The organism is Proteus sp. ZN5, from assembly GCF_011046025.1.
Taxonomy (GTDB): domain Bacteria; phylum Pseudomonadota; class Gammaproteobacteria; order Enterobacterales; family Enterobacteriaceae; genus Proteus.
The window spans coordinates 756,428-768,831 of the sequence record NZ_CP047639.1 but is presented as its reverse complement, the minus strand read 5'-3'; the positions used below and the strand labels follow the sequence as shown (position 1 = coordinate 768,831).

Genomic DNA, 12,404 nt, shown 5'->3' with positions numbered 1-12,404 from the left:
AAATTTAGATTGAGACGGATTGCTAAATTTTTAGTAATCAATTTCTTTCCGTCAAACTTATGCTCAAAAGTCCTCGTTATTGTCTTTGCCCCTTCTTCTCGCTGAAGGGGCATTTTTATTAGATATTCACTGGCTGATAGATGTTCTCGATTTCTTCAGCCAGAATTTTTATTCCTTTCTCAATCAATTCAGGTTCAGGTACGTAATTCATCCGCATACATTGATGAGCGTGAGCCCATGAATCTTCTAATCCCGGAAAGAAGTAATGTCCCGGCACCATTAATACACCACGTTTTTTCAAACGACGGTAAAGCTCTTCACAAGAAACAGGTAAATCTTTAAACCAAAGCCATAAAAAGATTGCACCTTCAGGCTTATGAATAAGACAACGTTCTTCAGGTAAGTAACGGCGGATAATATTAATAGTTTCAAGTACTCGTTGATGATAGAACGGCCCTATTACATCTTGAGATAACCGCATTAAATCATCACGTTTTAGCATCTCTAATGCCATTGCAGGCCCAATTCCACCGGGTGCGAGGCTAATAATGCCATTAACATTTGTAATGGCTGAAATCAGCTCTTCATTGGCGATAATAATACCACAACGTGCTCCCGGTAAGCCTAGCTTAGACAGGCTCATACAAAGGATAGTGTTGTCATTCCAACGAGGTGTAGCTTGAGTGAAAATAATACCCGGAAAAGGAACACCGTAAGCATTATCTATAATCAGAGGGATATTGTGCCGTTTAGCTAAAGCCTCTAGCTTTTCAACTTCATCATCAGTAATTACATTACCCGTTGGATTGGTTGGTCTAGAAACACAAATAGCAGCAATATCATCACCAATTTCAAGATGAGTAAAATCGACATGATATTTAAATTGCCCATTCGGCAACATTTCTATTGTTGGCTTATTCGCAACAAACAGATCTTCTTCTAACCCAGAATCAGTATAACCAATGTATTCAGGGGCAATTGGGAAAAGAATTTTACGTTTCTTCCCATCTTTAGTTGTGCCACCTAATAAATTAAATAGATAGAAAAAAGCACTTTGACTGCCATTAGTTAATGCAATATTTTTTGCCGAAATATTCCAGCCTAGCTTCTGTTTTAAACATGCCGCCAACGCTTGTAACATAGCATCTTTGCCTTGTGGGCCATCATAGTTACAAACCGCATCACTTAATGAGCCATTTTCGGTCATCTCTTTAAGTAATTGGCGAAAATAGTTATCCATTTCAGGAATATGAGCAGGATTCCCGCCCCCTAGCATCACAGCACCGGGTGTGCGTATTCCTTCATTTAAATCTTGCATCAAGCGAGCAATGCCTGAGTGCTGAGCAAACTTTTGCCCAAATTGTGATAGTTGAGTCATCTTTGCAGGTATCTTCTATGTTGCTTTCTCGTTAAGAAATACCATACCGCGAGCTTTAACTGGCATCAATAGTTATAATCTAAATGATAGAGTAGTAATATTAATATGATTTTAAATATTGAAATATAAAATCAATAACACTCTAGATTAAAGATAACTCAACTCATATTTTACTTTTTATTGGCGTTTTCACTCTCTTCTTGGCGGCAAAAACAAGAGAGAATATGGTCATCAACCATACCAACAGATTGCATAAAAGCGTAGCAAGTTGTTGTACCAACAAATTTAAAGCCTTTTTTCTTCAACGCTTTTGCCATTTTATCTGAGATTTCAGTGGACGCGGGCACTTGGGAAATATTGTTCCACTGATTAATAATGGGTTTATTATCAACAAATTGCCAAATAAACTGACTAAAATCTTCGCCTTGTTCTTCCATTGCCATGAAAATACGGGCGTTATTAATAATGGCGTTAATTTTTCCTTGATGACGAATAATTGCGGGATCTTGTAATAAAGCTTCAACATCCTTATCTGTCATTTTGGCAATTTTTTCGGGTGAAAAATTAAAAAAACAGCGACGATAACCTTCTCTTTTCTTAAGTACGGTATACCAAGATAACCCAGCTTGTTGACCTTCAAGACAGATCATTTCAAAAAGCTTGTATTTATCTCGTTCAGCTTTACCCCATTCATCATCATGATATGCCAAATATTCGGGATCACTGGTTACCCAATCGCAACGCTGTTTATTCATTTTTTCATTCCTTGTTACCAATAACTTGTAATAGCACCATTTTATATACTGTATAAATACACATGTAAATAGGTGAAAAAAATTCAATCTAATTCTTTGAGCATAGTCATAAACTCAATTAAGGGATTATTTTTTTGATCGAGGGAAAATTGCCCGCATTCCTTGCTGTATATCTTTCGTCTAGAAGGTATACTGAAACCTTTCTTTTTATTCTATGTATCGCCATGCGGATATAACATGCAAAAGTTTGATACCAAAACCTTTCAAGGTCTTATCCTGACACTACAGGATTACTGGGCTCGCCAGGGCTGTACCATTGTCCAACCATTAGATATGGAAGTGGGTGCAGGAACATCACACCCAATGACTTGTTTACGTGCATTAGGCCCAGAGCCTATCGCTGCGGCTTATGTGCAACCTTCTCGTCGTCCAACAGACGGACGTTACGGTGAAAACCCTAACCGCTTACAGCACTATTACCAATTCCAAGTTATCATTAAGCCATCACCTGATAATATTCAGGAACTTTATCTTGGCTCATTAAGAGAATTAGGTTTAGACCCAACAATTCATGATATTCGTTTTGTGGAAGATAACTGGGAGAACCCAACTTTAGGTGCTTGGGGCTTAGGCTGGGAAGTTTGGCTCAACGGCATGGAAGTGACACAGTTTACCTATTTCCAACAAGTAGGTGGATTAGAGTGCAAACCTGTTACAGGTGAAATCACTTACGGCTTAGAACGTCTTGCCATGTATATTCAAGGTGTTGATAGCGTTTATGACTTAGTTTGGTGTGATGGTCCATTAGGTAAAACCACCTATGGTGATATCTATCATCAAAACGAAGTTGAGCAATCAACCTATAACTTTGAATACGCCGACGTAGACTTCCTGTTCTCTTGCTTTGAGCAATATGAAAAAGAAGCTCGTGAGTTGTTAGAGTTAGAAAAACCTCTGCCTTTACCTGCCTATGAACGTATTTTAAAAGCGGGACACACCTTTAACTTATTGGATGCACGTAAAGCTATCTCTGTGACAGAGCGTCAGCGTTATATTTTACGTATCCGTACTTTAACCAAAGCGGTTGCTGAAGCATATTATGCTTCTCGTGAAGCCCTTGGTTTCCCTATGTGTAAAAAGTAAGAGGCTATCATGACAACTGAGACTTTCCTTGTGGAAATCGGCACAGAAGAATTACCGCCGAAAGCGCTTCGTTCTTTAGCCGAATCTTTTGCTGCTAATTTTACTGCTGAGCTGGATAACGCCAATATCACTCATGGTGATGTATCTTGGTTTGCAACTCCTCGCCGTTTGGCCATTAAAGTGGCTAATATGGCGAAATCTCAAGCAGATAGAACCATTGAAAAACGTGGTCCTGCGATTGCTCAAGCATTTGACGCTGATGGTAAGCCAACAAAAGCGGCTGAAGGTTGGGCAAGAGGGTGTGGCATTACTGTTGACCAAGCAGAACGTTTATCAACAGATAAAGGTGAATGGTTATTTTATCGTGCAGAAGTAAAAGGTGAAGCTGTTAACCAATTACTAATTGGCATGGTAAGCAATGCATTATCAAAATTACCAATTCCAAAATTAATGCGCTGGGGTGATAAAGAAACTCACTTTGTACGCCCTGTTCATACCGTCACCTTATTATTAGGTGATACCGTTATTGATGGTGAAATTTTAGGTATCCAAAGCGATCGTGTTATTCGTGGCCACCGTTTTATGGGTGAAGCTGAATTCACTATTGATAATGCAGATCAGTATCCTGAAATTCTTTATGAGCGCGGAAAAGTTATCGCTGATTACGAAACGCGTAAATCAATTATTCTTCATGATGCTCGTCTTGCGGCTGAAAAACTTGGCGGTATTGCCGATTTAAGCGATAGTTTAGTCGAAGAAGTTACTTCATTGGTTGAATGGCCAGTTGTGTTAACAGCAAAATTTGAGGAAAAATTCCTCGAAGTTCCTGCTGAAGCACTGGTTTATACCATGAAAGGTGACCAAAAATACTTCCCCGTTTATGACAAGCAAGGCAAATTATTACCTAACTTTATTTTCGTCACTAATATTGAATCTTCTGATCCACAACAGATCATTAGCGGTAACGAAAAAGTAGTGCGTCCTCGTTTAGCTGATGCTGAGTTCTTCTTCAAAACTGACCGTAAACAACGTTTAGAAGATAACTTACCACGCCTTGAAACCGTATTATTCCAGAAAGATTTAGGCACACTGCGTGATAAAACAGACCGTATTCAAGCATTAGCCGGCTTTATTGCTGGCAAAATGGGTGCTGATGTTAATAAAGCAACCCGTGCAGGTTTACTGTCAAAATGTGACTTAATGACCAATATGGTGTTCGAATTCACAGATACCCAAGGTGTTATGGGTATGCATTATGCGCGTCATGATGGTGAAGCCGAAGAAGTCGCGGTTGCATTAAAAGAACAATATCAGCCTCGTTTCGCGGGTGATGAATTACCTTCTAATCCTGTTGCTAGCGCCCTCGCTATTGCAGAGAAGATGGATACACTTGCGGGTATTTTCGGTATTGGTCAACATCCTAAAGGGGATAAAGACCCATTTGCTCTACGTCGTGCATCACTGGGTGTTTTACGTATTATCGTTGAGCAAGATTTACCGTTAGATATTGAAGCGCTGACACAAGAAGCGGTTCGCCTTTACGGTGACAAACTGACTAATAAAAATGTGGTCAGTGATGTGGTTGAGTTTATGTTAGGTCGTTTCCGTTCTTGGTATCAAGAATTGGGTTACAGCATTGATACTATTCAAGCTGTATTAGCACGTCGTCCAACACAACCTGCTGACTTTAATGCTCGCGTTAAAGCAGTCACTTACTTCCGCACATTAGACGAAGCCTCTGCATTAGCAGAAGCCAATAAACGTGTTTCTAACATCTTAGCAAAATCCGCTGATGTAAAACTGAATGACACTGTTTTAGCTTCCGTCTTAAAAGCACCAGAAGAAGTTCAATTAGCGGCTAATCTTTCTGTATTACAAGATAAATTGGCACCATTATTTGCAGAGCGCAAGTATCAAGAAGCACTAGTTGAACTTGCCTCATTGCGTGATGTGGTCAATAACTTCTTTGATAAAGTTATGGTAATGGATGAAGACGAAGCTGTTCGTATCAACCGTTTAACTATGTTAAGCCAATTACGTGAACTGTTCTTAAAAGTCGCGGATATTTCTGTTTTACAATAAATTGTAAACCCCAGAAAACATAAACCGGCACTGTGAAAGCAATGCCGGTTTTTTTATCAAACATCATTATTTTTACTCGAATTATCTTTTAGAGGATGATGAACAAGTTCCATAATTCTTATCGACTCTCTATCAATGATATTTACAATAATATGCAGTAAATCATCAATATCCTCCGCATAAAAAGATTCAATCTCCGTTTCTATTTCAATAGGAAAACCATTTATTTTACTAAAACTATAACCAAATAATATAAATCCAGATTCATCACTGACATTTACTTTATCAACACAAATAAGCCTTTCGCTATTAATAAATTTAGGACAGTAATGATGATTATCTTTAAATAATACTTTAATTTTATTATTGGTGATCACTTCTAGCTTTTCGATAACTATACTTATTTTATTCTCTATTTTATTTTTTATATCAATAATAGAGGATGCTCTATCCAATGAAGCCTTTATCTTTTCAAAAAAGTTATTTTCATCGTTCATGTGAAACCCTACAAAATATTGGATAATGATCAAATTTTTTAAAGAAAATATTATCGAGGCAGTGATTAGCATCATTTAGGATCCGATAGAAATCAAGCTGTTCGAGGTCTAATTTAAAACAATCTTCTTTTCCATATAAAAATGAAGAAGAGAAAATCATTTGGTCAAAAACATACCATCGATTTATTGATGCCGAATTATAATAATACGTACCTAAGTTATTTGTTTTCTTATCCGACAAAAGATACCAAAATGGATTAAATAATAGTTCTCTTTTCTTTTTTATGATGTGATAGTCTCTTGTTGCATATAGTGTATTAATCATGACATCAGAATAAGGTTCAGTATTATAATCACCCATACAAATAATTTGGGTATCTTTTCCTTTATTCTCAAATAGTTTATCAATACTATTTCTCAACTCTTGAGCAGCTATACGCCTAGTTTTTTCATCAGCACTGAGTACAGATGGCCAGTGTGATAAAAAGAATGTGATCATTTTTTGATTTTCAAGATCTTTAAATGAAACACTAACACCCACTCTTATTGTTCTATTATCAGGTTGAAGTTTAGTTAAAAACTTACTTGAGATAAATACTAATTTATTCATATTGTACATTATAGAAATATCAATAAGTACACGGCCTATCTTTCCTGATAAATCGATATACTCCATATTTAATTCGCAAGCTAATTGTTCGAAATCTAGGTTATCCCTTTTAGAAATCTCACAAAGTGCAACTATATCAAGCGTTCTCTTTTTTATCATTTCTCTTAGATATTGTTTTACCAATCCAATATCTTCTATATCTATTTTCTTACTTGATCTTATTGGTGGGGATAATCCCATATTCCACCAACATAAATTTAATTCCATTTTTATATATCATTCCATTAATAATAAATTACATTTAAATATTACTAGTTATTATCTCACTAAAGTTTAGTAATTTAGCACAACAAATAAAAATAGAAAAAACAATAAAACAAATCAAAATAAACAAATATTTTAATTCATTTTTAAACTATTAGCTTTTTATTAAATGAAAGGTATCTTATTATTTAAGATACCTTATTTATATACGATAAAACGTTACAACCTAGTCTCTACGGTGAATATCTGGCGATAACCATCAACATCGCGCATAAATGCAATATATTGATCATCTGGAGAGAATACGACGGCATCACTACTTGGTGCCTGTGCTGTTCTTTCAGTTAACCGAGTTAACTCACCCGTTTTCACATTACATAGCATCACGCTGTTATCACAAATAAAGGTGAGATATTGTCCGTTACTATTCCACGTAAAGGCTGACTGAATATCCCAATCCTGCGAGGTGATTTGTTTTATCTCTTTCGTACTTGGCGATACGGTATATAACTGCACAATACCGTTATCATCTTTCATTAAGAAAGCAATCGCATCACCTTGTGGAGAACTTCTTAGCCAGTGACGAGGCTGATTTAAAACACCAGCATATTTTCTATTTGCTGTATTTGTTAGGCGAACTTGATGAATGCCTTTAGCCACTGCTGGCATTGTTGTATCGGTTCCTGCCAATGGTTTATCACCCTCAACACTGAAAGCCTGATTATCATCAGGTAAATCCACGAGGAAAATATCAGCAACTTTATCGCCATTTTCACTCAGGGTATCGCCGATAAATGCAATAGCCCAACGTTGCTGTGAACCATCAGCCTTTATATAACCTTGAGTACCTACCCAACACTCTTCATAGGCTTTATTAATTTCGTCGCTTCCCTTTTGTGGATGAGCAACGGTTTGGCTTACTACAGTGCAAAAATATTCACCGTCATATTCACGAGGATGTTTTTTAGCGACATTAACCGCTTTTAGTGGCACAGCAACAGCTACATTACGTTGATCATATTCACCACCAAGTTCATGCATAATATGATCATTGTAGGTAAAGCTTAAACGCGTACCGTCAGGACTAAAGACGTGAACATGTGTACCGCCACGTAATGCACCTGCTTGATAAGGTGATGTCAACGAACAAGCGTCAATATTAAATGCACGATTATTATCTGACTCATCAACAATCACACCTCGACGATGATGAAAGTCATAATGCCATTCATTATCTGGGTTTTCTGGCCCATGAATAAAGGCATAACGCACGGGCTCTGTTGGGCTTACTGTCGCAACCCCTGCATGTGCCCCTTGTGTTGCTGTGTAAATGATCTGTTGCTGTTTTGTTTTCGCATGAATTTTTTCTATGGTTAGACCTGTAAAAGATCCCCCATTGGGACGTACATCATAGACTAACCACTGGCTATCTGGTGTCCAAACATTTATATTAGTTAGCTGATGATGACGGCGATCAAACGTAATCTGGTGTTCCTGAAAAGACATATTTATCCTTATCGGGAAATAAATTTCCACATTATAAAAACTAATTAATTTTACCTGGCACTAAAAAAATTCAGTCGAGACTTTTTCGCAAGGTAATTATTCTACCCTCACTAAATAGTCAGAAAATTAGAAAATCATGTTACTTAGTGTTCTCTATATTATTGGTATTACTGCAGAAGCCATGACCGGTGCGCTTGCTGCTGGTCGTCGTAAAATGGATGTTTTTGGCGTTATTATTATCGCCTCTGCAACTGCCATTGGTGGTGGCTCTGTCAGAGACATTCTACTCGGCCATTACCCATTAGGTTGGGTAAAACACCCTGAATATATCGTCACTGTTGCATGTGCTGCAGTTATCACCATGTGGGTTGCCCCCATGATGAAACACCTTCAGCGACTCTTTCTTATCTTAGATGCCATTGGTCTAATGGTTTTCTCTATTATCGGTGCGCAAATCGCACTCGATATGGACTATGGCCCAATTATTGCTGCTATTGCGGCGGTGATCACGGGTGCTTTTGGTGGTGTATTAAGAGATATGCTTTGTAATACCATTCCTTTGGTTTTCCAAAAAGAAATTTATGCCGGTATCGCTTTTGGTGCTGCGTGGCTTTATATGGGATTACTATTTTATACACCGTTACCAAGAGACGTCATTATCATCATTACCCTAATTGCAGGGTTAACCGCTCGACTTCTCGCTATTCGTTATAAATTGGGCTTACCTGTCTTTAATTACGAGAATCAAGATTAACGAATCGCTGTTTTAACGACAGCGGTTCTTTTTGATTCTGTGGGGTATCTCAAAATATAATCTCTTTTCGCTATTGTGATAAAAGGTAATTCCTATCACTGAGCCTTTAATTGTATGTTAATATTGACATAGTTTAATTTTTCTCTTGTTTCTATATTCAGAAAATAGAATGTAATAAGAAAAAAATGGCCCTGTATTAAACATGGGCACTGTATGTCATTCATTGTATGTGTATACTATATGGGGGATTTGCTCCCTAAACATGTATTTATACTTAATTCTCCAGTCAAATTCAGAAAGTCATCATGATCCAAGGAACACTTTATATTGTTTCCGCTCCAAGCGGTGCGGGTAAATCAAGTCTTATTCAAGCGCTGTTAAAAACACAGCCTTTATATGACACTCAGGTTTCTGTCTCTCATACAACCCGCCCAATGCGACCGGGAGAGAACCATGGTGAACATTACTTCTTTGTTACTGAAGAAGAATTTAAAAGCATGATAGACAGCGGGGATTTCCTCGAACATGCTTGTGTTTTTGGTAACTATTACGGAACATCCGGCAAAGTTATCAAAGAAATCTTAGCCAGTGGTGTAGATGTCTTTTTAGATATCGACTGGCAAGGCGCACAGCAAGTGCGTAAAGCGATGCCAGAAGCTCGCAGTATTTTTATTCTGCCACCGTCAAAAGAAGAGCTTTACCGCCGACTTCGTGGACGTGGGCAAGATAGCGAAGAAGTGATTACAAAACGTATGTCGCAAGCTGTATCGGAAATGGAACATTTTAATGAGTATGATTATTTGCTGATTAATGATGATTTCAATACTGCGCTTGCTGATTTACAATCAATTATTCGTTCAGAAAAATTACGCCTTGATCGTCAAACGCTACGACATGGTGATTTAATCAGCAAATTATTGGCAGACTGAGTTAACTTTCAGTATTATGCCCAGTCATTTCGTTAATGGTGGAGTAACACAAATATGGCACGCGTAACCGTTCAAGACGCTGTAGAGAAAATTGGTAACCGTTTTGACCTCGTTCTGGTCGCAGCACGTCGTGCGCGTCAGTTACAAGTTGGCGCTAAAGATCCTTTAGTTCCAGAAGAAAATGATAAAATGACTGTTGTCGCGCTACGTGAAATCGAAGAAGGCCTGATTAACGGTAAAATTCTTGATGCTCGTGAACGCCAAGAGCAGCAAGAGCAAGAAGCAGCAGAATTACAAGCTGTTTCAGCGATTGCGGAAGGTCGTCGTTAATCGTTTTATAAAATAGGGGTAGGTCTGCCTTGTACCTGTTTGAAAGCCTGAATCAAATCGTTCAAAAATACTTGCCATCGGAGCAAGTTGAACAACTTAAAAAAGCCTTTATCGTCGCCCGAAATGCCCACGAGGGACAAACTCGTTCAAGTGGTGAGCCTTATATTACTCACCCTGTTGCGGTTGCGTGTATTCTCGCAGATATGCGATTAGACCAGCAAACGCTGATGGCGGCGCTGTTGCATGATGTTATCGAAGATACACCTGCAACCTTCCAAGATATCGAAAGCCTCTTTGGTAGTACGGTGGCCGATCTTGTTGAAGGGGTGTCTAAACTTGATAAATTGAAGTTTAGAGACAAAAAAGAGGCTCAGGCTGAAAACTTCCGTAAGATGATTATGGCGATGGTAAAAGATATCCGCGTCATTTTGATCAAGCTGGCAGACCGAACTCACAATATGCGCACACTGGGATCATTACGCCCAGATAAACGTCGCCGTATTGCTCGCGAAACACTCGAAATTTACAGTCCTCTCGCACACCGTTTAGGTATACATCATATCAAAACAGAGCTTGAAGAGCTGGGTTTCGAGGCGCTACATCCTAATCGCTACCGTGTAATCAAAGAAGTCGTTAAAGCAGCTCGAGGCAACCGTAAAGAGATGATTAATAAAATCCTCTCTGAAATTGAAGGTCGCCTGACAGAAGCGCATATCGAATGCAAAGTTAACGGTCGTGAAAAACACCTTTACTCTATCTATCGAAAAATGTTGTTAAAAGAGCAACGTTTTCACTCGATCATGGATATTTACGCCTTTCGCGTGATCGTGAAAGAAGTCGATACCTGTTATCGCGTTTTAGGTCAAATGCACAGTCTTTATAAACCGCGTCCCGGTCGAGTTAAAGACTATATTGCAATCCCAAAAGCCAACGGCTATCAATCTCTTCATACTTCACTTATTGGCCCTCATGGGGTGCCTGTTGAAGTACAAATTCGTACTGAAGATATGGATCAAATGGCAGAGATGGGGGTTGCAGCACATTGGGCTTATAAAGAGCAAGGTGAACAACCGGGCACAACGGCACAAGTTAGAGCTCAACGCTGGATGCAAAGTTTACTTGAATTGCAACAAAGTGCGGGTAGCTCTTTTGAATTTATTGAGAACGTAAAATCAGATCTCTTTCCTGATGAAATCTACGTTTTCACGCCAGAAGGTCGCATTGTTGAATTGCCAACAGGCGCTACTCCTGTCGATTTTGCTTATGCTGTACACACTGATATCGGTCATGCCTGTGTGGGTGCAAGGGTTGATAGACAACCTTACCCACTTTCACAATCGCTACGCACCGGACAAACTGTTGAAATTATTACCGCTCCAGGTGCAAGACCCAATGCGGCTTGGCTAAACTTTGTTGTCAGTTCAAGAGCTCGCTCTAAAATCCGACAACTGCTGAAAAATTTAAAACGTGAAGATTCTATTAATTTAGGTCGTCGTTTACTTAATCACGCATTGGGTGAGCACAAACTTGCTGATATTTCAGCTGAAAATATTGAGCGCGAGTTGAAGCGTATGAAGCTTCATTCTATCGATGACTTAATGGCTGAAATTGGTTTAGGTAATACCATGAGCGTTGTTGTTGCGCGTAATTTATTGATTGATAGTCAAAATCAAGATGAAAATGCACAAACAGAAACAACCAATGATGAAACACCTAAACTCCCAATTAAAGGCGCTGATGGCGTATTAATCTCCTTCGCTAAATGTTGCCGCCCTATTCCGGGTGATCCTATCGTTGCACATATTAGCCCAGGTAAAGGTTTAGTTATTCACCATGAATCTTGTCGTAATATTCGTGGTTATCAAAAAGAGCCTGAAAAATTCATGCCTGTCGAGTGGGATAAAGAGATCAACAGCGATTTCATTACTGAAATTAAAGTCGATATGATCAACCACCAAGGCGCTTTAGCAAACTTAACCGCAGCTATTAACGATGCTAACTCAAGTATTCAAAGTATGAATACAGAAGAGAAAGATGGTCGCGTATATTGTGCTTTTATTCGCTTAACTGCGAAAGACAGAATTCAATTAGCCAATATCATGCGTAAACTTCGCATCATGCCAGACGTTCTGCGCGTTAGCCGTAATAAAAACTAG

11 protein-coding genes are annotated in these 12,404 nt (G+C 38.6%); 6 read left to right on the top strand and 5 right to left on the bottom strand.

What is annotated here, in order from left to right:
- Nucleotides 1-118: 118 nt before the first annotated feature.
- Complete coding sequence (locus GTK47_RS03535) at nucleotides 119-1,378, bottom strand: valine--pyruvate transaminase (RefSeq protein WP_165122165.1); 1,260 nt, start codon at nucleotides 1,376-1,378, stop codon at nucleotides 119-121.
- Between the two features lie 170 nt (nucleotides 1,379-1,548).
- Complete coding sequence (locus GTK47_RS03530; RefSeq protein WP_165122164.1) at nucleotides 1,549-2,133, bottom strand: DNA-3-methyladenine glycosylase I; 585 nt, start codon at nucleotides 2,131-2,133, stop codon at nucleotides 1,549-1,551.
- 237 nt (nucleotides 2,134-2,370) lie between these two features.
- On the opposite strand from GTK47_RS03530, the gene glyQ reads away from it, so the two are divergent.
- Both glyQ and glyS read left to right on the top strand, forming a co-directional pair.
- Nucleotides 2,371-3,276: a glycine--tRNA ligase subunit alpha gene (gene glyQ / locus GTK47_RS03525; RefSeq protein ID WP_004246832.1), complete on the top strand. Its 906-nt coding sequence runs from the start codon at nucleotides 2,371-2,373 to the stop codon at nucleotides 3,274-3,276.
- Between the two features lie 9 nt (nucleotides 3,277-3,285).
- Nucleotides 3,286-5,358, top strand: a complete 2,073-nt coding sequence (gene glyS, locus GTK47_RS03520) for a glycine--tRNA ligase subunit beta (RefSeq protein ID WP_165122163.1) — start codon at nucleotides 3,286-3,288, stop codon at nucleotides 5,356-5,358.
- Between the two features lie 56 nt (nucleotides 5,359-5,414).
- Here the strand turns inward: glyS and GTK47_RS03515 are convergent, their stop codons facing one another.
- The 3 genes from GTK47_RS03515 to GTK47_RS03505 all read right to left on the bottom strand — a co-directional run bounded on the left by GTK47_RS03515 (nucleotide 5,415) and on the right by GTK47_RS03505 (nucleotide 8,235).
- Complete coding sequence (locus GTK47_RS03515; RefSeq protein ID WP_165122162.1) at nucleotides 5,415-5,855, bottom strand: hypothetical protein; 441 nt, start codon at nucleotides 5,853-5,855, stop codon at nucleotides 5,415-5,417.
- Nucleotides 5,845-6,732 (bottom strand): endonuclease/exonuclease/phosphatase family protein, encoded by an 888-nt coding sequence (locus tag GTK47_RS03510; RefSeq protein WP_165122161.1) that lies wholly within the window; start codon nucleotides 6,730-6,732, stop codon nucleotides 5,845-5,847. Before GTK47_RS03510 ends, GTK47_RS03515 begins: the two co-directional genes overlap by 11 nt.
- 216 nt (nucleotides 6,733-6,948) lie before the next feature.
- Entirely contained in the window at nucleotides 6,949-8,235 is a 1,287-nt protein-coding gene (locus GTK47_RS03505; RefSeq protein ID WP_165122160.1) for a DUF3748 domain-containing protein, read from the bottom strand.
- 136 nt (nucleotides 8,236-8,371) lie between these two features.
- On the opposite strand from GTK47_RS03505, the gene GTK47_RS03500 reads away from it, so the two are divergent.
- The 4 genes from GTK47_RS03500 to spoT all read left to right on the top strand — a co-directional run bounded on the left by GTK47_RS03500 (nucleotide 8,372) and on the right by spoT (nucleotide 12,404).
- Nucleotides 8,372-8,989 carry a trimeric intracellular cation channel family protein gene (locus GTK47_RS03500; protein WP_088494339.1) on the top strand — a complete coding sequence of 206 codons (618 nt, stop codon included), beginning with the start codon at nucleotides 8,372-8,374 and terminating at the stop codon, nucleotides 8,987-8,989.
- A gap of 305 nt (nucleotides 8,990-9,294) precedes the next feature.
- Nucleotides 9,295-9,918 (top strand): guanylate kinase, encoded by a 624-nt coding sequence (gmk, locus tag GTK47_RS03495; protein ID WP_023583250.1) that lies wholly within the window; start codon nucleotides 9,295-9,297, stop codon nucleotides 9,916-9,918.
- Nucleotides 9,919-9,972: 54 nt separating this feature from the next.
- Complete coding sequence (gene rpoZ, locus GTK47_RS03490) at nucleotides 9,973-10,248, top strand: DNA-directed RNA polymerase subunit omega (RefSeq protein WP_006534607.1); 276 nt, start codon at nucleotides 9,973-9,975, stop codon at nucleotides 10,246-10,248.
- Between the two features lie 29 nt (nucleotides 10,249-10,277).
- Entirely contained in the window at nucleotides 10,278-12,404 is a 2,127-nt protein-coding gene (spoT, locus tag GTK47_RS03485; protein WP_075671312.1) for a bifunctional GTP diphosphokinase/guanosine-3',5'-bis pyrophosphate 3'-pyrophosphohydrolase, read from the top strand.

Bases quoted from the DNA above. Each gene is read 5' to 3' on its own strand.
- GTK47_RS03500 (WP_088494339.1), top strand. From the start codon at position 8,372: ATGTTACTTAGTGTTCTCTATATTATTGGTATTACTGCAGAAGCCATG.
- glyQ (WP_004246832.1), top strand. From the start codon at position 2,371: ATGCAAAAGTTTGATACCAAAACCTTTCAAGGTCTTATCCTGACACTA.
- GTK47_RS03535 (WP_165122165.1), bottom strand. From the start codon at position 1,378: ATGACTCAACTATCACAATTTGGGCAAAAGTTTGCTCAGCACTCAGGC.
- gmk (WP_023583250.1), top strand. From the start codon at position 9,295: ATGATCCAAGGAACACTTTATATTGTTTCCGCTCCAAGCGGTGCGGGT.
- GTK47_RS03505 (WP_165122160.1), bottom strand. From the start codon at position 8,235: ATGTCTTTTCAGGAACACCAGATTACGTTTGATCGCCGTCATCATCAG.
- GTK47_RS03515 (WP_165122162.1), bottom strand. From the start codon at position 5,855: ATGAACGATGAAAATAACTTTTTTGAAAAGATAAAGGCTTCATTGGAT.
- rpoZ (WP_006534607.1), top strand. From the start codon at position 9,973: ATGGCACGCGTAACCGTTCAAGACGCTGTAGAGAAAATTGGTAACCGT.
- glyS (WP_165122163.1), top strand. From the start codon at position 3,286: ATGACAACTGAGACTTTCCTTGTGGAAATCGGCACAGAAGAATTACCG.
- GTK47_RS03530 (WP_165122164.1), bottom strand. From the start codon at position 2,133: ATGAATAAACAGCGTTGCGATTGGGTAACCAGTGATCCCGAATATTTG.
- GTK47_RS03510 (WP_165122161.1), bottom strand. From the start codon at position 6,732: ATGGAATTAAATTTATGTTGGTGGAATATGGGATTATCCCCACCAATA.